The sequence below is a fragment of the Agrobacterium sp. 33MFTa1.1 genome (assembly GCF_004328495.1).
GTDB lineage: Bacteria > Pseudomonadota > Alphaproteobacteria > Rhizobiales > Rhizobiaceae > Agrobacterium > Agrobacterium pusense.
This window is the reverse complement of sequence record NZ_CP036359.1, coordinates 744,912-766,035: the sequence shown is the minus strand read 5'-3', so window position 1 is coordinate 766,035 and position 21,124 is coordinate 744,912. Positions and strand designations below refer to the sequence as shown.

Below are 21,124 nucleotides of genomic sequence, written 5' to 3'. Positions count from 1 at the left end.
CTACGCGATTGGCAAATCCGGCAATGAAAGCAATGGGGAGGCGGGATTTGCGACAGAAAGTTTCGCGCAATGGGTCAGTATCGAAACTTCGCTATAAAACGACGGTCTCACTAATTGGATTCGCGCCCTTGCCAATTCCGCCGGTTTCTGCCAAAATCCTCGGGAATTGAGACAGTCTTACTGTCCTAAATTTGATCCAGCCGGCGAGAATGCGGATTTTGCCAAAGAGCGAAATTTGCGTCGCGCCGGACCTTCGCATGAAACCGTGCAAGTAATTTGCAGGAGGGACAAAAATGACAAACAAGCCGCAGGCGGACATCGCCGCCGCAACCCTGACCACTGACTGTCCCACCGCGGCTACGGCTGCACCCGTTTCTGCGAAAGCGCGTTTCGCGGGCGGCTTGCCGGAAAGGCAGGGTCTTTACGATCCCGCCAATGAACATGATGCCTGCGGCGTCGGCTTTGTCGCCCATATGAAAGGCGTCAAGTCGCACCAGATCGTCAAGGACGGCCTGTTCATCCTTGAAAACCTGACCCATCGCGGCGCCGTCGGCGCAGATCCGCTGATGGGCGATGGTGCGGGCATTCTCGTGCAGATTCCCGACCGCTTCTTCCGCGAGGAAATGGCCGCGCAGGGCGTGACATTGCCGAAGGCTGGCGAATACGCCGTCGGTCATATCTTCATGCCGCGCGATCCCTCCCGCATCGAGCACTACAAGAAGGTCATCGTCGACGTCATCGGCGAAGAGGGCCAGCAGTTCCTTGGCTTCCGTGATGTCCCGGTCGACAACTCCTCGCTTTCCAAGGCGCCGGATATCGCAGCGACAGAGCCGCACCACGTGCAGGTCTTCATCGGCGCCGGCCGCGATGCCGCGAGCAATGCCGATTTCGAGCGCAAGCTGTTCCTCATCCGCAAGGTTCTCTCCAACCGCATCTATGACGAAGGCGGCGGCAAGGAAACGCAGGATTTCTATCCCGTTTCCCTTTCTTCCTCGACCATCGTCTATAAGGGCATGTTCCTCGCCTATCAGGTGGGCGCATATTACAAGGACCTTTCGGACCCGCGTTTCGAATCGGCTGTCGCGCTCGTGCATCAGCGTTTCTCCACCAACACCTTCCCGTCGTGGAAGCTGGCGCACCCCTATCGCATGGTCGCCCATAACGGCGAAATCAACACGCTGCGCGGTAATGTCAACTGGATGGCGGCGCGTCAGGCATCGGTTTCGTCCGCGCTGTTCGGTGACGACATCTCCAAGCTCTGGCCGATTTCTTATGAAGGCCAGTCGGACACGGCCTGTTTCGACAACGCGCTCGAGTTCCTCGTCCGCGGCGGTTATTCCATGGCCCATGCCGTGATGATGCTGATCCCGGAAGCCTGGGCCGGTAACCAGTCCATGTCTGCCGAACGCAAGGCATTCTACGAATATCACGCAGCCCTGATGGAGCCGTGGGACGGTCCCGCCGCCGTTGCCTTCACCGACGGCAAGCAGATTGGCGCGACGCTCGACCGCAACGGCCTGCGCCCGGCCCGTTACCTCGTCACTGATGACGACCGCATCATCATGGCTTCTGAGGCCGGCACGCTGCCGGTGCCGGAAGAGCGCATCGTCAAGAAGTGGCGTCTGCAGCCCGGCAAGATGCTGCTGATCGACATGGAAAAGGGCGCGATCATTTCCGACGAGGAAGTGAAGCACGAGCTTGCCGCCAAGCATCCCTATCGCAGCTGGCTTGATCGCACGCAGCTCATCCTCGAAGAGCTGAAGCCTGTCGAACCACGCGCGCTGCGCCGCGACGTGTCGCTGCTCGACCGCCAGCAGGCCTTCGGTTACACCAGCGAAGACACCAAGCTCCTGATGTCGCCGATGGCGACGACGGGCCAGGAAGCCATCGGCTCCATGGGCACGGATACGCCGATTTCGGCCATGTCCGACAAGTCGAAGCTGCTCTACACCTATTTCAAGCAGAATTTCGCGCAGGTCACGAACCCGCCGATCGATCCGATCCGCGAAGAGCTCGTCATGAGCCTCGTGTCGTTCATCGGCCCGCGTCCGAATATTCTCGACCACGAAGGTGCTGCCCGCGCCAAGCGTCTGGAAGTGCGCCAGCCGATCCTGACCAATGGCGATCTGGAGAAGATTCGTTCCATCGGTCACACGGAAGACCGTTTCGACACCAAGACGCTCGACTTCACCTATGATGTGGAGCGCGGTGCCGAAGGCATGCCCGAAATGCTCGACCGCCTCTGCGAGCGGGCCGAATCCGCCGTCCGCGGCGGTTACAACATCATCGTTCTGTCCGACCGCCAGCTTGGCCCGGATCGCATCGCGATCCCCGCACTTCTGGCGACAGCCGCCGTGCACCACCACCTGATCCGCAAGGGTCTGCGTACCTCGGTCGGTCTCGTCGTCGAAACCGGTGAGCCGCGCGAAATCCACCATTTCTGCCTTTTGGCCGGCTATGGTGCGGAGGCGATCAACCCCTATCTCGCTTTCGATACCCTGCTCGACATGCACAAGCACGGCGCCTTCCCGAAGGAAGTGTCTGATGATGAAGTCGTTTATCGCTACATCAAGGCGGTGGGTAAGGGCATCCTCAAGGTCATGTCCAAGATGGGCATCTCCACCTACCAGTCCTATTGCGGCGCGCAGATTTTCGACGCCATCGGCCTGTCTTCGGAATTCGTCGAGAAATATTTCTTCGGCACCGCCACCTCCATCGAAGGTGTCGGCCTGACGGAAATCGCCGAAGAAACCGTGGCGCGCCACACAGCGGCCTTTGGCAAGGACCCGATCCTTGCCAACACGCTCGATATCGGCGGCGAATACGCCTATCGCATGCGCGGCGAAAGCCATGCCTGGACGCCGGACGCCGTCGCCTCGCTGCAACACGCCGTGCGTGGCAACAGCCAGGATCGCTACCGCGAATTCGCCGGCATGGTGAACGAAACGGCGCTGCGCATGAACACCATTCGCGGCCTGTTCAAGGTCAAGTCGGCGGAAGCACTCGGTCGCAAGCCAGTCTCCATCGATGAGGTCGAACCGGCAGCCGATATCGTCAAGCGTTTCTCGACCGGGGCGATGTCCTTCGGCTCAATCAGCCGCGAGGCGCATACGACGCTCGCGATTGCCATGAACCGCATCGGCGGCAAGTCCAACACGGGTGAGGGCGGGGAAGAATCCGACCGCTACATGCCGCTGTTGAACGGCCAGCCGAACCCGGAACGCTCCGCCATCAAGCAGATCGCATCCGGTCGCTTCGGTGTGACGACGGAATACCTTGTCAATGCCGACATGCTGCAGATCAAGGTAGCGCAGGGCGCAAAGCCCGGCGAGGGCGGCCAGCTGCCCGGCCACAAGGTGGATGCGACGGTTGCAAAGACCCGTCACTCCACCCCGGGCGTCGGCCTCATTTCGCCGCCGCCGCATCATGATATCTATTCCATCGAAGATCTGGCGCAGCTGATCTACGACCTGAAAAACGTCAATCCGGAAGCCGATGTGTCGGTGAAGCTGGTGTCGGAAGTCGGCGTCGGAACGGTTGCGGCCGGTGTGGCCAAGGCCCGCGCAGACCATATCACCGTCGCCGGTTTTGATGGCGGCACGGGCGCGTCACCACTGACGTCGCTCAAGCACGCGGGTTCGCCCTGGGAAATCGGCCTTGCCGAAACCCAGCAGACGCTGGTGCTGAACGGTCTCCGCTCGCGCGTCGCACTGCAGGTGGATGGTGGTCTGAAGACCGGCCGCGACGTCATCATCGGCGCGCTGCTCGGTGCGGATGAATTCGGCTTCGCCACCGCGCCGCTGATTGCGGCCGGCTGTATCATGATGCGCAAGTGCCATCTCAACACCTGCCCTGTCGGCGTTGCCACGCAGGACCCGGTTCTGCGCAAGCGTTTCAAGGGTACACCGGAACACGTCATCAACTACTTCTTCTTCGTGGCCGAAGAAGTGCGCGAAATCCTTGCCTCGCTTGGCGTGACCAGGCTGGACGAGATCATCGGCGCTTCCGAACTGCTCGAGAAGGATGAGATGCTGGCGCATTGGAAGGCGAAGGGTCTGGATTTCAGCCGCATCTTCCATAAGGTCGAGGCACCCAAGGAAGCGACGTTCTGGACCGAACGCCAGAAGCATCCGATCGATGACATTCTCGACCGCAAGCTGATCGAAAAGTCCCTGCCGTCGCTGGAAAACCGCGAACCCGTGGTCTTCGAAGTGCCGATCAGAAACGTTGACCGCTCCGCCGGTGCGATGCTCTCCGGCGCGCTCGCCAAGCGCTGGGGCCACAAGGGTCTGAAGGATGACACGATCCATGTGACGCTGCGCGGCACGGCGGGCCAGTCCTTCGGCGCGTTCCTCGCTCGAGGCATCACCTTCGATCTGGTGGGTGACGGTAACGACTATGTCGGCAAGGGTCTTTCGGGTGGCCGCATCATCGTGCGCCCGCCGGAAAACGCCCGTATCGTCGCGGAAAACTCGATCATCGTGGGCAACACCGTGCTATACGGCGCCATAACCGGCGAGTGCTATTTCCGTGGCGTGGCTGGCGAGCGTTTCGCGGTGCGTAACTCCGGCGCGGTTGCGGTTGTCGAAGGTGTCGGCGACCACGGCTGCGAATATATGACCGGCGGCATTGTGGTCGTTCTTGGCGAGACCGGCCGCAACTTCGCGGCCGGCATGTCCGGCGGCGTGGCTTATGTTCTCGACGAGAAGGGCGATTTCGCCACGCGTTGCAACATGGCCATGGTTGAGCTGGAGCCAGTTCCGGAAGAAGACGACATGCTGGAAAAGCTGCACCATCACGGCGGCGACCTCATGCACAAGGGACGTGTCGACGTTTCCGAAGACATGACTCGCCACGACGAGGAGCGCCTTTACCAGCTGATCTCCAACCACTTCCATTACACGAACTCGTCGCGTGCCAAGGATATACTCGATCGCTGGAGCGAGTTCCGTCCGAAGTTCCGCAAGGTCATGCCGGTTGAATACCGTCGTGCGCTTGAGGAAATGGAGCGCATGCGCATGGGCGTGGCGGCGGAGTAATCCGTCGCGTGAGGACACTACACCACCTGATCTCGCTGATAACAGCGGTCGCCATTCGTGGCGACCACTTGGACGGGCGGCGAGACCGGATTTGAGTTCATCGTGCTGGGGCGGCTTTAGGTTTCGCCACCTGGTACTGGGGCCCGACAGGCGCTCCGCTTTGATGTGAGGACATAAACGTGGGCAAGGTTACAGGTTTTCTGGAGATCGACCGGCAGGTGGGCAAGTATCAGCCCGCATCGGATCGTATCCGCCACTTCCGCGAATTCACCATTCCGATGTCGGATGCCGAGGTGCAGAAGCAGGCGGCGCGCTGCATGGACTGCGGCATTCCCTATTGCCACGGCCCGACAGGCTGTCCCGTGCACAACCAGATCCCCGACTGGAACGATCTGGTCTACAATAACAACTGGGAGGAGGCGATCCGTAACCTCCATTCCACCAACAACTTCCCGGAATTCACCGGTCGCGTCTGTCCCGCCCCTTGCGAGGAGGCCTGCACGCTGAATCTTGAGGATGCGCCGGTTGCGATCAAGACCGTCGAACAGGCTATTGCCGACAAGGCCTATGAGCTGGGCTTCATCGTACCGAAGCCGGCGACGATCCACACCGGCAAGAAGGTCGCCATCATCGGTTCCGGTCCTTCGGGCATGGCGGCGGCGCAACAGCTTGGCCGCGCCGGCCACGAGGTTCACGTCTATGAGCGCGAATCCAAGCCCGGCGGCCTGCTGCGTTACGGCATCCCCGATTTCAAGATGGAAAAGAACTTCATCGACCGCCGTGTCGAGCAGATCAAGGGCGAAGGTGTTACCTTCCATTGTGGCGTCAATGTCGGCGTCGATGTGACGGTGGAGGCGCTTCTCGCCGACCACGATGCCGTGCTTTATTGCGGCGGCTCGGAAACCCCGCGCCCGGCCGGCATCGGCGGTGCGGATCTGCATGGCGTTTATGATGCCATGCCCTATCTAGTGCAGCAGAACCGGCGCGTCGGTCGTGAAAACATTGACAGCGTTGGTTGGCCGGCCGATCCGATCCTCGCGGGCGGCAAGCATGTCGTCGTTGTGGGCGGTGGCGATACTGCATCCGACTGCGTTGGCACGGCGTTCCGCCAGGGTGCTGTTAAAGTCACCCAGCTCGACATACGCCCGATGCCGCCGGAAAAGGAAGACAAGCTGGCGGTTTGGCCTTTCTGGGCAACCAAAATGCGCACCTCGTCTTCGCAGGCCGAAGGCGCCATCCGCGAGTTCCAGGTGGCGACCCTCGAATTCGTTGGCGAAGACGGCGTGCTGACAGGTGTGAAGTGCTGCCAGGTGGATGACCGACGCAAGCCCATTGCCGGCACGGAGTTCATCATCAAGGCCGATCTCGCCTTCATCGCCATCGGCTTTTCCGGTCCCTTCACGGACAGCGTTCTGAAGGAAATGGACGGCAAGTTGACACTCAACACGGACCGCCGTGGCTCCACAAATGTCGTCGCCAACGAGACGGATTACAGGACCTCTGTCGACAAACTCTGGGCGGCGGGCGATGTGCGCCGTGGCCAGTCGCTGGTGGTCTGGGCGATCCGCGAAGGCCGTCAGGCGGCGCGTGCTATCGATGAAGCGCTGATGGGCGCGACCGTTCTTCCGCGCTAAGCCGGCAAATGGATAAAAATGGAAAGGCCTGTCGCACCCGCAACAGGCCTTTTTTTGATGTCAGAAAACGAGCGCTCCTTTTTCAGCAATAGGGAAGCGTAATCCGGAAGCAGGCCCCACCGCTGGATGAATCGCCGATAGTAATATCTCCGCCGTGATACCGCACGATTTCCTGCACGAGATTAAGCCCGAGGCCCGTGCCCCGGTCTCTGGGTTGCAGGCGATGAAAGGCATCAAAGACGAGTTCCCGCTCCTTTTCAGGAATGCCGTTTCCTTCGTCGGCGATCTCTATCACCCGATTGGCCGCCACTGTCATCGTTATGGTTCCGCAGTTGCCGCCGTGTTCTATGGCATTCTGCACGATATTCATCAGGGCTCGCCGCAGGGAAGGGTCGTCCGCAAGTGCAAGGATCGGTTCTTCCTCCGGTTCAAATGAGAGCTCATAACCCTGCGAGATGGCAAGCGGTGCCATATCGGCAACAACCGATCTGCAGAGATTGACCAGATCGAGCGGCACCAATGGCGCCTTCTGGCCGCCGAGACGCTGCAGATCGAGCAATTGTTCGGCCAGCACGCCGATACGGTTGGCATCCGCCAAAATCCGGCTGCGTGCGGGCCCTTCCAGCAGAGTTTCGACACGCGTCTGTAGAATGGCGACCGGCGTACGCAATTCGTGCGCGGCGTCGAGAATGAAGCGCTTGTGCCGTTCATAGCCATCGTCCAGGCGCTTGAGTGCACCATTGACGGCATGCACCAGCGGCTGCACTTCCCGTGGAATATCATTGTCGGGCAAGCGATATCCGCGTCTGTCGATATCGATCGCTTCCGCGGTTTTGGCAATCGTCGAGAGTGCCCGAAATTCTCTGCGGATGATCAAGGGAATTGCTATCGTGGTCGCAATGGAGATGAGGACGAGGACCGGGAAAATCATGATGTTGGAAAAGAGCAGAACAGGGAGCGTCATGCTGAAAAGATCGCCTTTTCCGACCATCACGAACTCTCCGGCTGGCCCGGATGCACGGCGAACAACCGCAAGGTAAAGAACGGCAAAATAGGAGTAGGACATCCCGGCTTCGCGAATGTTCGAAATCTTGATGTCGTTTAACTCCTTCTCCATGTTGCTGTAGGCCTCGGGCACAGGGCCACCCTGGATGAGCTCATCCTTGTCGCTCAGCGCAACAAACCAGAAATCGGGCATTTTTTCCCGGAGTTTGGCATATTCGGCCGTCTCTTTCAGCGTAAGCTTCCCCTCCGTATCGCGGATCAAAGCGTTTGCAGTTATCTGCGCCGCCTCCGAGCTAAGAAGAGCGCTGCCGACGCCGTCGCTCAACAGATAGGCAAAGAACGCGACGCTGACGATCAACAGACTGCCGATCTGGAAGAGGAGCAGTTGAATGGTCAATCGCCGCTTCAGTGACTTTCTCTTTGACAATCTCATCCCGTCACCCTCAAAAGATATCCCACGCCGCGAATGCCATGCACCTCCACGGCGGCGTCCGCGGCCTGCAATTTGCGCCGCAAGCGGGAAATGTGGGAATCGAGCGCATTGGACTGGATTTCATCGTCAAAGTTATAGACGGCCTCTTCGAGCAGCGAGCGCAGCACTGTTCTGCCCTGTCGTCGCAGCAAGGCTTCGAGAATCAGCAACTCCCGTCTCGTCAGCGGAAGAAACGCGCCGTTGATACGCACTTCGCGCGTCTCGAAACAAAACTCCAGCCTGCCGAGTTTCGCCGTCATCGCCACGGTTCCGGCGGGTCGGCGCATCAGGGCGCGAATGCGGGCAAGTAGCTCCTCGACAGCGAAAGGCTTGGCCATATAGTCATCTGCACCGAGGTTCAGGCCCTTCACCCGATCCACGAGCCCGCCCTGGGCCGTCAATACTATGACGGGTGGGGTGACTGGCAGCAGACGCAGATTTTCTATCAGTTCGATGCCGTCACCATCGGGCAGTTGCCGGTCCAGCACAACGAGATCGTGGACACCATCCATGATGGCGTGTCGAGCGAGATCCAGTGTTCCGACCGTATCCACGATAATATCGAACCGATGGAGCGCGGCAGACAGGGCCGCTGCCATCTCACGTTCGTCTTCAACAAGCAGCAGGCGCATGAATTCGTCTCGGCATTGTCGGCACGCTTAGGGTGAAGCGCGCACATGAAGTGAAAAACGACGGTGCCGGTGACGCTCAAGGGCAAGCGACGCGTCGCCGTCGAATACATATCGCCGTGCGAAATCGGTGGAGCGGCGGAGGTTTGTGACCGATCTCCGCATTCCTGCAAAGCTGCAGCTATCCTGTCATCGTGGGATTGCCTGAACATTACGCCGACCGACTGGGCGGCAGACGGCGGGCAAGCTTCTATTGCTTTGCCTGTGTGGTATCGGGCGTCATCCGATAGTCATCGATGCGGCCTGCCGGCGCATCGGCCATTTCGCCACGCTTGGTCAGCCTTTCGCGCGGGGATTCCACGACGGAGACGCGTGTTGGTGCGGCCGAAAGAGGGACATCACCGAGCAGTTTGTCGCCGCCATCGAGAGCGGGATCGGTAAGGCTGATCGGCTGGGTGCGCACCTGTCCCGCATCGATGCCAAGTGCCGGCAGGGAGGTGAGTGCCGGCAGATTGCTGCCGTCCAGTTTCACAAGGTCCGGTCCGGCGCCGTCGAGGTGCCGGCGGACGAATTTCTCGACGTAAAAGGCAAGCTTGCGCTTTCCGGCCTGCGTCATGCCGATACCGTCGGCCTCACGCAGGCGGGCCTGCTGACCGTTCATGTCGTAACCGGTGATGACGAATTTGCCGGCTTCGTCGACAAAACCGTCCCAGACATCCACGAACTCGCCGCCGAATTTTTCCACATGGCTGCGGTAAAGCCGGTTGAACCCAACGAGATCCGCAGAAAGCGAGGGAGACTGGAAGGCGGGCAGACCCACCCATAATAGCGGCACTTTCGGGCGGCCGGCGAGGGTGAGAAGCTCATCGATCCGCCTCTCATATTCCTTGAGCCAGACCTCCGTGCCGAATTTTTCCTTGATATCGCCGATCTGCATCTGCTGGCGATCGTTCGAGCCCATCATGATGACAATGGTGGCGGGGTTGGTCTCGCTTATGAATTGCGGCAGGTTTTTGAACCAGTCGTAATAATCGGTGCGCACCAGGCCGGAAGAGCCATTGGCACGCACATCGACCGCAATTGCCGGCGAGCTGGCAAAGGCATTGACCAGCTCTTCCCCCATTCCGCCGGCGAGGAAATCACCGATAACAAGGACGCGCCTGGCATTTTCAAGCTTGGCGGCAGGCTCCGGCTTAGCGGTTCGCATCTGCACCACCGAAGGCGCTTTCCTTGCTGGTTGCGGGCGGGTAACCGATCTTTCACGCGGCGCGGACGGGAAATCGCGCCGGTTGCGGGGCTGGTATTCGCGGCCTGATCCGCCATCGCGTCCCACCGGCCTGCCGAAGAGCATTTCAAACAGGGTGCGCCGCTGTTCCTGTGCCAAGCTCTCGGAGGGAACGAGCGGCATGGCAAGAACAGCGGAAAGAAGGACGGCGCAGAAACGCCAGCCGGTTCTTCCAGTTTTTTCCGCAGGTTTCGTACTCATGACATCGGCCCTTCCGGATATTTCGGCGGCGTTTCGTAACTGCCGCCGAACTCGCCGGCACACTATCAGTTGCGAAGGGCTCTCAGCAACCGCTGCGACGGCTGGCCGTCCGCGTCCATCCCCATGCGTGACTGGATGGCACTGATGGCGGCCTTGGAACCGGAGCCGAAGTTGCCGTCGACTTCACCGTCATAATAGCCGAGTTCCTTCATGCGGGTCTGGAGTTCGAATTTTTCGCGAATATCCAGCGTACCGTCCGGACGCGGCCACTTCTGCTGCATGCCGCCGTAACCGGCGATTTCATCCGCGAGCAGTCCGACGGCGAGCGCATAGCTGTCGGAGGCGTTGTATTTCTTGATGGTGAAAAAGTTCTTCATCATCAGGAAGCCCGGGCCGTTTGCCCCGCCCTGTAGTTTCAGCATCGCGCGGTCGGAACCACGGGTGAAATTCTTGCCGTTGGGGCGGGTGAAGCCAAGCTTTGCCCATTCCGCGATGGTCTTCGTCTGGCCTTCATACCGCGCGCCGCCACGCGGAACGGCGGTTTCGTAACCCCATGTCCGGCCGGGCTCCCAGCCGTTTTTCGCGAGAAGATTGGCGGCAGTTGCGAGAGCGTCCGGGACGGAATGCCAGATGTCCCGTTTGCCATTGCCATCCGCATCTACCGCGTAAAGCAGGTAGCTTGTCGGGATGAACTGGGTATGGCCCATCGCGCCGGCCCAGGAGCCCGTCAGCTGTTTGGGGGTGACGTCACCCGCCTGAAGGATCTTGAGCGCGGCAATCAATTGCGTACGCGCGAATTTGGCGCGCTTGGGATCGGAATAGGCGAGCGTTGCCAGCGCCTGCGGGATGTTGTGCAGACGCTCCGGCTTTTCGAGAACCGCGCCGTAATTCGATTCCATCGACCAGATGGCGAGAATGATGTGCTTGTCGACGTTGAAGTTGCGCTCGATCCAGTTGAGGGTCGTCGCGTGCTTCATCTTCATTTCGCGGCCAATCCGCACCGTGTACGGATTGACGCGGGAGTCGAGATAATCCCAGATTTGCGTTGTGAATTCCGGTTGGAAAGTGGCCTTGCGCAACGCGTCGGGATCCGGCTCGCTAACGCCGGCAAAGGCTTTCTGATAGGTCGCCTTGCTAATGCCTTCTTTCGCGGCTGTTGCATAGAACTGGTTGATCCACTGACGGAATCCCGCATCGGCGCGGGCCGAAACCGGCGCCAGCGAGATTACGAGGCCAGCAGCCACCATGCAGCCGAATTTGCGGACATCTGAAAGGATCATCTTTGTCATCGTCTGTCTTTCGTTCTCTCGAATGTCATTTCGATTGCGAAAACGCATCGGGCGTCATCATGGATAACAAAAGAACGTCAACAAATTCTTTACCATTAATAGATGGTAGCGTCACCCTTTACAAAACGTTGTTGTTTTTGAAATAACAACAGCGTGCGGGGATTGTGATCAAGTGTTATCTCTCAGGAGGAATATGTGGTAGAACATAAGAAAATTCGGAAGGCCGTATTTCCCGTCGCAGGTCTCGGCACGCGCTTTCTGCCCGCAACCAAGGCAGTTCCGAAGGAAATGCTCACCGTCGTAGATAAGCCGGTTATTCAGTACGTCGTCGATGAAGCGGCAGAAGCCGGTATCGAGCATTTTGTATTTGTCACCGGCCGCGGCAAGGCGGTGATCGAAGATTATTTTGATATTCAATTTGAACTTGAACAGATGCTGCGCGAGCGCAACAAGAATGCCGAGCTGACACTGCTGGCCGGCCTTCTGCCCAAGGCAGGTACCGCAAGCTTCACGCGCCAGCAGGTGCCGCTCGGCCTGGGCCATGCGGTCTGGTGCGCCCGTGATATCGTCGGTGACGAGCCTTTCGCCGTGCTTTTGCCTGACATGATCATGCATTCACAGAAAAGCTGCCTGAAGGGCATGGTCGAACTTTACGACCAGACCCAGGGCAACGTCATCGCCGTGCAGGAATGCGCTCCCGACCAGACGCATAAATATGGTATCGTCGGCGTGGGCGAGACCGTGGGTGAGGGTTTCAAGATCACGGAAATGGTTGAAAAGCCTGCAAAGGGTACAGCGCCTTCGAATTTCTACATTAACGGCCGCTATATTCTTCAGCCCGAGATTTTCGATATTCTCGAAAATCAGGAGCGTGGCGCCGGTAATGAAATCCAGTTGACAGACGGCATGCTGACGCTTGCCAAGTCGCAGGAGTTTGCAGGCTATCATTTCCGCGGTCAGACCTTCGATTGCGGTGCCAAGGATGGCTTCATTCTGGCCAATGTCGCTTTCGCTCTCGAGCGCGGCGATATCCGTCCGGCAATCGAAGAGCCGATCAAGGCCCTGATCGACGGGCTGAAGTGAGAGACCAGAGAATAGATGACAAAATCCCGGCCTTCGCGCCGGGATTTTTATTTGGCGCTTATCGCTTCAGGACAAGCCCTGCACCGACGCGAAGTTCGCTGCTGTCATAAACCGGTGTCCACTGGTAGCTGACATCGGCAGTCAGATCGAGATAACGGTTGAGACCCCAGGTCAGGCCGGCTCCCGCCGTATATTCCACGGCGTCCTCCGTGTCGGAGGAGGGGAATGTGCGATGCACGATTTGGCCGGTCAGTCGCGCTACCAGATTGCTGCGCAATTCGTGGGTCAGCCCGGCATCCAGGCGATAGGAAACCCATCCGCCCTGCGGGCCGCCGGCGAAATCCTCTATTGTCGTGCGCAGGCCAAGATTGACATTCGTGCCGCGCTGGGGTGACCAGTTAAGGTCGCCGTCCAGCGTCAACGCGCCGATCGACGCAAGGCGATCATCGTCATATTGTTTGCGCAGATAACCGATGGCGGCTTCGCCACGGGTCTTTTCGCCAAGGTCGACCTCTGCCCCAATCTTCGCCCCATAGGCATTGGAGGAGCGGGCATAACCGGAATTGTCGAGGCGGCTGTCATATTTCGTTGTGCCGGCGTTCAGTTCGAGGAAGGGGATCAGCGCTGGTGACAGCTCATAGCCGAGGCGTCCGCGCAGATTCGCACCATTCTGGTCACGGTCACTGAGGCTTATCGGCCGGCCATCGATACCCTTCGCGTCGGTATACACCGTACGGGACAGGTCAAGCGCGGCCAGACCTCGGAGCTTGCCGAAATCCCGCTCTATCGATGCTCCGGCGCTGAAACGGTGTTCGCCACCCTGCACGGCGGCGCCGGTCAAGGCATTGGGATCGGTCGTGTCTTCACGGCTGAATTCGTAACCGGCCTTGAGGTTGGCGGTTGTTTCTGATCCGAGGTCAAGACGCAGATCGGCCTCTATCCGCGCCCTTGGTTCTTCTCCGTCCTTATCACCGAAGTTTTTCTCCCACGCGCCGTCTCCGGTGACGGTCAAAGCATGGCGGGACCAGTCGCTGGTGAGCGTTCCGCGTATGCCCGTCGTCAGATAGTTTCGTCGCGAGGGACCACCCGTATTCCTCTGTTTTTCCGTGTTGATGGTCTGACTGATCGAAGGCCGGAGCAGAAGGGTGCCCAGCCGAATTCCCGGAGTCTGTCCTGGGTCGGTAACAACGCGTGGGTTTTCGCCCCCGTCCACGGTCGGCTCATAGGGGTTGTCTGCGTCGGCATAGGGCTGCCCCGCTTCGTCCTGCTGCTCGGAAATCGCGTCACCGGGATTATTTGAGGGACGCCAGAGTTGGGGCGTGGGGACAGGTGCCGTTGTGGCCTGGGCCGTACCCACCATTGTCCCGGGGGTCGGCGCGGGAGCGGCGGAGCCAATGCCATCGGTCGTGGCAGCGGCGCCCGGCATTGCCGGGGCGGCAGTCGCCGTCTGTGCGGAAGCATCTTCGTGGTGGTAAAAAAGCGTGCAGGCGAGCAGCAGGGTTGCTGCTTTCCGCGACGTCGGCAGACGTGTGGCGGTGCCCTTCACAGTCATTCCTTTTCACCCGGCGAATGGGCCGAATGCCGGACCGACAGTCCGCCAATACATTGCCGCAGGCCCCAGTCAGAAAGGCCGACGAAACGACATGGACAAACCAGGGACCAAACAGTCGACGCAAGTTTTAACATCGCTTTAACAATAGGTTTTTTATGGTTAACAGTTGATAAAGATCGCGGGAATTTCCTGATGTCACGGGGAGGCGTCCTGGAGTGTCGTCCACTCCCGTTACCTGCGCGCACCGGTCAGAGCTGGCGGCAGCGGGGCTGTTCGCAAATGCAAAATATTCCTAATATGAAAAGATTAAAACGTTTCAATTTGGCACGGAATCGCCCTATGATTAACGAAAGTTGACCTTCCATTGCCCGGCAAATCGTATTGAATTTTATTTTGTGTGACAGTGTCGTTTCATGAAAGCCGTTTTGAATATCAAACAGGTCGGTTTCTATTGTTGGGATATTACCAATGACCGCTTCTATTTGGATGAAGTGTGCGCTGAACTATTCGGAATTCCACTAAGACAGGCAATGCAGGGCATCAGTATTTTCCAGATACTCGAAAAAGTGGATCTGGATCATCGGAATCGGGTGATAGAGACCGCCTTGAACACCCTGAAGGATGCGAGCTTCTACAATCAGGAATATGCCGTGCGCCGCACCGACGGTTCGGTTTCCTGGGTGAGGACCGCTGGCCGATATCTCGTCGATGAAGAAAACATTCCCTTTAAGCGGCTGGGAACCATGGAGGAAATTTCTCCGCCGGATCTGCGCCACTAAAGCAGGCGGCTTCCGGCAGGGAGTGGACTTATTCCGGCTGAAAGAGTAACAGTCCCCCATGATTACGCGCGCCGTCAACTTGGTCGAAGACAATGCCATCGAATCCGCCGTACGGACGATTTCGATGGAGCGGGCGGGCCTTGCCGCCCTCGAGACGGCTCTGCGAGACGGTCTCTCGGTCCCCTTCTGCAAGGCGATCGAAACAATCGGCCAGTCGAACGGCCGTCTCATCATAACCGGTGTGGGCAAAAGCGGGCATATAGGTGCGAAGCTGGCGGCCACCTTTGCGTCCACTGGAACGCCGGCATTTTTTGTCCATGCGGCGGAGGCCAATCACGGCGATCTGGGCATGATCGGCGGCGACGACGTGGTTCTGGCCATCTCCAAGGGTGGGGAAAGTGCCGAATTGCGCAGCATTATCAATTATTCGCGCCGCTTTTCCATTCCGCTGATCGCGCTCACCTGTTCCGAGACATCATCGCTGGCGAAGGCTTCCGATATCGTATTGCTGGTTCCCAATGAGCAGGAAGCCTGCCCGCTTGGCCTTGCGCCCACAACCTCCACATTGATGCAGCTTGCACTTGGTGATGCCCTTGCTGTTGCGCTGCTGGAAGCGCGCAATTTTACGGCGGGCGATTTCAAGGTATTTCACCCCGGCGGCAAGCTGGGCGCCAGTCTCACGCTGGTCAGCGACATAATGCATACCGGTGATCGTGTGCCGCTGGTCAACAGGGGAACGGCCATGCCGGAAGCCGTGGGTGTTCTCTCCCGCAAGCATTTCGGCTGCGTCGGCGTTCTCGATGAGGACGGGCGTCTGTGCGGCATCGTCACCGAGGGGGACATGGCGCGCAACCTGTCGCGCAATCTTGCCGAATTGACCGTGGACGATATCATGACCCGGACGCCCAAGACGGTCAAAAAATCGGTCCTGGCAACGGGTGCGCTGGCAACGCTCGAAAAATTCCACATCGGCGCATTGATCGTGGTTGATGACGATAACCGGCCGATAGGGCTGGTGCATTTCCACGATCTGCTGAGAATCGGCGTGGCCTGAGGCCCGCCGATCCTGAGAAGGCTGATCCTGAAAACCTATCGCTCTAACGGCTCGACTGTCAGCGTTCGTCCCCGGGCGGAAGCGATCTTCACCCGGGTTCCCGCCGGCAGGTCTTCACCGTTGACCGGCCACCAGGTATCGTCCAGCCTGATACGGCCCCGCCCTTCGACAATCGGTTCCTGAAGCGTCGCCGTGCGGCCGACAAGGCTTGCCTCTCGCTGGTTGAGGAAGGGCTCGTCGCTTGTCGCCCGGTTTCTGCCGAAGTATTTCCGGCCGAGCAGAGCGAAAACGACGGAGAGCGCGGCAAACATCACTAACTGCAATTGCCACGCCCAAAACGCTGTTTGCCAAAGGAGCAGCGAGAGCGCACCGATGACCAGTGCGGCAAGGCCGATCCAGATCAGAAAGACGCCGGGGGCGATGAGTTCGGCAGCGAGCAGCACGAAAGCGACGATCCACCAGCTCCATGGTCCAAGTTCCGTGGCAAGCCCTTGCAGCATCGTCACTTCTCCGAGGAAGAACCGAAGGGATTGCCGGGAGCCGTGACGTTAATCGTCTGGCCCGAAGCCCGTGTCGGCGGCACGGAGCGGGAGGATGCGGGGGCGGCGGGAGCAGTGGGCGCGTCTCCGTCGTTGCCGAAGACCTCTTTAGCAATCGTGCCGATACCGCCGAGAGAGCCGATCAGCGCCGAGGCCTCCATCGGCATCAGCACGATCTTGGCGTTTTTGGCCGTGCCAATCTCTGCAAGTGCTTCGGTGTATTTCTGAGCAACGAAATAGTTGATGGCATGGACATTGCCGGCGGCAATGGCTTCCGACACCATCCGGGTGGCGTTGGCTTCGGCCTCGGCGAGACGTTCGCGCGCTTCGGCGTCGCGGAACGCTGCTTCGCGCTGGCCTTCCGCTTCCAGAATAGCGGATTGTTTTGCGCCTTCCGCGCGCAAAATCTGGGCATTGCGGGCGCCTTCCGCCTCCAGCACCTGCGCGCGTTTTTCGCGCTCCGCCTTCATCTGCCGCGCCATGGAATCGACGAGATCCTTCGGCGGCGCGATATCCTTGATTTCAATGCGGGTGACCTTGATGCCCCATGGTCCCACGGCCTCATCCACCACGCGCAGAAGGCGGTCGTTGATGGCGTCGCGGTTCGACAGCAATTCATCGAGGTCCATCGAACCCATGACCGAGCGGATATTGGTCATGGTAAGGTTCTGGATGGCGTTTTCCAGATTGGCGATCTGATAGGCAGCCTGCGCCGCGTTCAGAACCTGATAAAACGCCACCGCATCGGCGGAAACGCTGGCATTGTCGCGGGTGATGACTTCCTGGGTGGCGATGTCGAGCACCTGCTCCATCACGTTCATGCGGGCGCCGATGCGCTCGAAGAAGGGTACGATGAGGTTCAGGCCAGGCTCGAGCGTGCGCGTATAGCGCCCGAAACGTTCCACCGTATAGCGGTATCCCTGTGGCACGGTCTTGATGCCGGCAAACAGCACCAGAATGACCAGAACCACGGCTGCCAAGACGACGATGTCGAAACCGCCCAATGCGATCATCACTTTACCCTCCAGCACATCATGATCAGGGTTTTACCCCCGTATCGTTATGGCAAGATTACACCCAGCCTTGCAACTCCCGCCGCACAACCTTTTCGAGAACGGTCATGCCCTCGACACTGTCATTCAGGCATGGGATGTGGGTGAATTTCTCGCCGCCATTATGCAGGAAGATTTCTCCGGCTTCACCGGCAATTTCCTCCAGGGTCTCAAGACAATCCGATACGAAGCCGGGATTCATCACGGCTATACGTTTGATGCCTTCCGAGGCGAGTTTTTCCACGGTCTTGTCGGTATAGGGCTGGAGCCACTCTTCCGGTCCGAAACGGGACTGGAACGTGATCATGAAGTTCTTTTCGGTCAAGCCCAGAGCCTCGCGCAGCAGACGGGCGGTTTTCTGGCAATGGCAATAATAGGGGTCGCCCTTTTTGAAATAGGATTGCGGAATGCCGTGGAAGGAGGTGATCAGCATCTCCGGCTCCCAGTCCAGCGTCGCCAGATGGTTTTTGACGGAGGCGGCGAGCGCCCCGATATAGGCGGGATCGTCATGATAGGGCGGCACGGTGCGGATCGCTGGCTGCCAGCGCAGTTTCATCAGATGTTCAAACGCCTTGTCGTTCACGGTCGCCGTGGTGGACGCGGCATATTGCGGATAAAGCGGAAAAAGCAGGATTTTTTCGCAGCCCTGTTCTTTAAGCGCGTCGATCTTCGAGGCGATGGAAGGCTGCCCGTAACGCATTGCCCAGTCCACAACCACGTTGGGCAAATCCTTCAATGCCTGCGCCATCAACTCGCCCTGGCTGCGCGTATATGTGCGCAGGTAGCTTTCGTTGCGCTCGTGGTTCCAGATTTCCTCGTAGGCCTTGCCAACCTTCTGCGGGCGCTTGTTGAGGACGATGCCGTAAAGGATCGGGTACCAGTAGAGGCGCGACCATTCGATAACGCGCTTGTCGCTCAGGAACTCCGCCAGATAACGGCGCATCGGCCAATAATCCGTACCATCGGGCGTGCCGAGATTGACGAGCAGCACGCCCACCTTGCCAAATGCGACACGGGGATGGTTCGCGGGGAGTGCGGATAGTTCTGTCACCATGAATGATACCCTGAAACTCGAACTGGTTGTGCGAGGGACGCTCCGCCTCGGATAAAGGCTGGAAACGCTCCATCGTCTGTTTATTGACCCCAACGCAAACAGCAATGAAGTTTGGCTGGACGTGCCCGAGCTATACGCCCGTGGCGTTACTTTGTTCATCGTGTTCTAGACGAAATTCTTCAGGATTAAACCACCGCCACCGGCTATTTCCGCCATTCCGGCAGGCACATGCCTTCAGGCGGCAAAATCATTACCGTAAGTATCTGTTTTTAATTAGAAAAAAGAAGCCGGCCCAGAAATTCGAGGGCCGGCTTCGTGTCTGCGGCATATTGCCCTGTCTGCTGTAGCCCCGCTTATTGAGCCGGCAGTTCCAGCTCCTCGCCGATTTCGATGTGGTTCGGATGCTTCAGCGTGTTTGCCTTGGCAATTCTCTGCCAGAGCGCGCCGTCGCCATATTTCTCCGCAGCAATTTTCCAGAGCGAATCGCCTTTTTCCACCACATATTTGCTGGCGCCTGCAGCAGGCGTCGTTGTGGGCGGTGCGGGCGTGGCAGGGGCTGCAGGCGCGGGTGCCGGTGTGGCGGCCGGAGCGGCTGTCGTCGCTGCCGGCGCGGGTGCTGCGGGCTTCGCCGGGGCGACGTAACCTGCGGGCGTCACTTCGGCGATGCGGCCATCCGTATAGGGCTTATAGGGGCTGTTGGCGGTAATATAGGCCGCGACGGCCTCCTCGAGATTGGGGCCGAAATCATAAGCGTTGATGGCTTTGGTCGCAAAAACCTTGAAGCCGTCACCCCCGGTCCGCACGTAGTTATTGGCCGCAACGATATAGGTCTTGGCGGGATCGAGAGGCACGAAGGCATCGCCTTCCTTGACTTCGACGGAAACGACGCGGCTGCCGGCCGGCTTCGAGCGGTCGAAGGAATATTTCATGCCGGAAACCTGCATGAAGCGGCCCGCACCGTCATCGATCTGGCTGACGCCGTTTTCGAGGGCGGCACGAATATCCTCGCCCTTGAGCTGGAAGGTTGCGACGGTGTTCTGGAACGGCAGAACCGTCAACACTTCACCCATGGAGACATCGCCGCCATCGATGGAGGAACGCAGGCCGCCGCTATTTGCAAAAGCGATGGTGACGCCCTGATCCTTGACGCGGGCCAGCGTTGCGTCGGCCACCAGATTGCCCATCGAGCATTCCTTCACGCGGCAAATCTTGCGGTCGCCCTCGATCGGGCCCTCAGAAGTGCCGACCACCTTGGCTTTCAGGGCTTCGATCGGCGCCTTCAGTTCATCGATACGCTTCAGCGTGGCTTCATCGGGCTTGAAGGAGGAATCGACGAGGATCGGGTCTCCCTTGCTTTCCTTAACCACGCCGTTGTCGTCGAAGACGACTTTGAGGTCGCCAAGATATTTGCTGTACTGGCCGGCCTGCACGACAGGAACCTTGTAGCCGCCGGGATTGTCAACGAGCGTCGGATAAGGGCCTTCGGCTTTCTGGTCGGTGTTCGACAGCAGCGTATGCGAATGGCCGCCAACCACAACATCGACATCGGGAATTTTGGCGATGAATTCCAGATCGCGCGGGTAGCCGACATGGGTGAGCGCGATGATCTTATCGACGCCGTCCTGCTTCAGCTTCTGTACCTGTTCGCTAATTTTCGCGACATCTTCGGCAATGGTGATGTTGGGACCAGGTGTTGCCAGTTCGGCCGTATCGTTGGCAACGGCGCCGACGATACCGATTTTCTGTCCGCCGACCTCGAGCACGACGGACGGCTTTACCCGGTCGCCGATTTTAGAGGCGGCGGTGGCCACCACGTTGGCGGTCACGACGGGGAATTGGACCTTGTCGAGGAAGCCGGCGAGCCCGTCCTCGCTATCGTCGAATTCATGGTTGCCGACGGTCATCGCGTCGAACTTCATGGCATTCAGCATTTCCGCTTCCACCGTGCCCTTGTAGGTGGTGTAGAACAGCGAGCCCTGGAAATTGTCGCCGGCATTGAGCAGCAGGACGTTTTTCCCCCCGGCCTTCAGGGCATCCCTTGTCTGGTTGATCGCTGTCAGCAGGCGCGCGGCACCGCCGAAGCATTCATTCTTGCCTTCCTCTTCCGCAGAGCAGGTTGAGTCGAATTTGTTGATCGATTCGATACGGGAGTGAAAATCGTTGATGTGAAGAATGTTGAGCTCGTAATCGGCCAGAGCCGCGCCGGCGGAAAGCGTTATCGCCGAAACGCTCAGCATGCCCAGTCCCAAAATTTTCTTCATGGTCCCTCTCTCCTGTTCAAAGCGGAAGCCCTGGCCGGTTGATCATTCTCCGACCGCGCTCATTCTTTAGTCCGAAAACATGTCAGTCTTTCGAAAACCGGATGTTTCCATTTAGCGGCAGTCGCCGCAAGCGAAATTATGACAGGTAGGCAATAAAGAAAAACGCACGCCAAAGGCGTGCGTCTGAGGGGTTTAT

Annotated in this window: 14 protein-coding genes; 5 read left to right on the top strand and 9 right to left on the bottom strand. The window is 58.9% G+C overall.

Going from position 1 to position 21,124, the window contains the following annotated elements:
• The first annotated feature begins 293 nt into the window (after positions 1 to 293).
• Together gltB and EYD00_RS17350 are read left to right on the top strand one after the other, a co-directional pair.
• Positions 294 to 5,039, top strand: a complete 4,746-nt coding sequence (gltB, locus tag EYD00_RS17355) for a glutamate synthase large subunit (protein WP_034497329.1) — start codon at positions 294 to 296, stop codon at positions 5,037 to 5,039.
• A gap of 179 nt (positions 5,040 to 5,218) precedes the next feature.
• Positions 5,219 to 6,673 (top strand): glutamate synthase subunit beta, encoded by a 1,455-nt coding sequence (locus tag EYD00_RS17350; RefSeq protein ID WP_004445843.1) that lies wholly within the window; start codon positions 5,219 to 5,221, stop codon positions 6,671 to 6,673.
• 82 nt (positions 6,674 to 6,755) lie between these two features.
• Here the strand turns inward: EYD00_RS17350 and EYD00_RS17345 are convergent, their stop codons facing one another.
• The 4 genes from EYD00_RS17345 to EYD00_RS17330 all read right to left on the bottom strand — a co-directional run bounded on the left by EYD00_RS17345 (position 6,756) and on the right by EYD00_RS17330 (position 11,554).
• The gene (locus EYD00_RS17345; RefSeq protein WP_034497326.1) at positions 6,756 to 8,111 is read right to left on the bottom strand and encodes a sensor histidine kinase; all 1,356 of its coding nucleotides are present in this window, start codon (positions 8,109 to 8,111) and stop codon (positions 6,756 to 6,758) included.
• Positions 8,108 to 8,782 carry a response regulator transcription factor gene (locus tag EYD00_RS17340; protein WP_034497323.1) on the bottom strand — a complete coding sequence of 225 codons (675 nt, stop codon included), beginning with the start codon at positions 8,780 to 8,782 and terminating at the stop codon, positions 8,108 to 8,110. Before EYD00_RS17340 ends, EYD00_RS17345 begins: the two co-directional genes overlap by 4 nt.
• 247 nt (positions 8,783 to 9,029) lie before the next feature.
• A complete protein-coding gene (locus tag EYD00_RS17335) occupies positions 9,030 to 10,265 on the bottom strand; it encodes an SGNH/GDSL hydrolase family protein (RefSeq protein ID WP_004445840.1) in 1,236 nt (411 codons plus the stop codon).
• 65 nt (positions 10,266 to 10,330) lie between these two features.
• Positions 10,331 to 11,554: a lytic murein transglycosylase gene (locus EYD00_RS17330; RefSeq protein WP_034497647.1), complete on the bottom strand. Its 1,224-nt coding sequence runs from the start codon at positions 11,552 to 11,554 to the stop codon at positions 10,331 to 10,333.
• A gap of 195 nt (positions 11,555 to 11,749) precedes the next feature.
• On the opposite strand from EYD00_RS17330, the gene galU reads away from it, so the two are divergent.
• Positions 11,750 to 12,637, top strand: coding sequence for a UTP--glucose-1-phosphate uridylyltransferase GalU (gene galU / locus EYD00_RS17325; RefSeq protein WP_004445838.1), 888 nt, complete (start codon positions 11,750 to 11,752; stop codon positions 12,635 to 12,637).
• A gap of 58 nt (positions 12,638 to 12,695) precedes the next feature.
• On the opposite strand, the gene uppP is transcribed toward galU, so the two are convergent.
• The gene (uppP, locus tag EYD00_RS17320) at positions 12,696 to 14,189 is read right to left on the bottom strand and encodes a polysaccharide biosynthesis protein UppP (RefSeq protein WP_034497321.1); all 1,494 of its coding nucleotides are present in this window, start codon (positions 14,187 to 14,189) and stop codon (positions 12,696 to 12,698) included.
• A 413-nt stretch (positions 14,190 to 14,602) separates the two neighbouring features.
• Here uppP and EYD00_RS17315 point away from each other — a divergent pair, with 413 nt between their 5' ends.
• Both EYD00_RS17315 and EYD00_RS17310 read left to right on the top strand, forming a co-directional pair.
• Positions 14,603 to 14,968 carry a PAS domain-containing protein gene (locus EYD00_RS17315; protein WP_004445836.1) on the top strand — a complete coding sequence of 122 codons (366 nt, stop codon included), beginning with the start codon at positions 14,603 to 14,605 and terminating at the stop codon, positions 14,966 to 14,968.
• Between the two features lie 58 nt (positions 14,969 to 15,026).
• Positions 15,027 to 16,022: a KpsF/GutQ family sugar-phosphate isomerase gene (locus tag EYD00_RS17310; RefSeq protein ID WP_004445833.1), complete on the top strand. Its 996-nt coding sequence runs from the start codon at positions 15,027 to 15,029 to the stop codon at positions 16,020 to 16,022.
• 35 nt (positions 16,023 to 16,057) lie between these two features.
• Here the strand turns inward: EYD00_RS17310 and EYD00_RS17305 are convergent, their stop codons facing one another.
• The 4 genes from EYD00_RS17305 to EYD00_RS17290 all read right to left on the bottom strand — a co-directional run bounded on the left by EYD00_RS17305 (position 16,058) and on the right by EYD00_RS17290 (position 20,928).
• A complete protein-coding gene (locus EYD00_RS17305; protein WP_004445832.1) occupies positions 16,058 to 16,522 on the bottom strand; it encodes an NfeD family protein in 465 nt (154 codons plus the stop codon).
• A gap of 2 nt (positions 16,523 to 16,524) precedes the next feature.
• On the bottom strand, positions 16,525 to 17,574 hold the full coding sequence (locus EYD00_RS17300; protein ID WP_022563068.1) for an SPFH domain-containing protein: 1,050 nt from the start codon (positions 17,572 to 17,574) through the stop codon (positions 16,525 to 16,527).
• A gap of 58 nt (positions 17,575 to 17,632) precedes the next feature.
• Complete coding sequence (hemH, locus tag EYD00_RS17295; protein ID WP_022563067.1) at positions 17,633 to 18,667, bottom strand: ferrochelatase; 1,035 nt, start codon at positions 18,665 to 18,667, stop codon at positions 17,633 to 17,635.
• 353 nt (positions 18,668 to 19,020) lie between these two features.
• Positions 19,021 to 20,928, bottom strand: a complete 1,908-nt coding sequence (locus tag EYD00_RS17290) for a 5'-nucleotidase C-terminal domain-containing protein (RefSeq protein ID WP_034497319.1) — start codon at positions 20,926 to 20,928, stop codon at positions 19,021 to 19,023.
• Positions 20,929 to 21,124 lie beyond the last annotated feature (196 nt).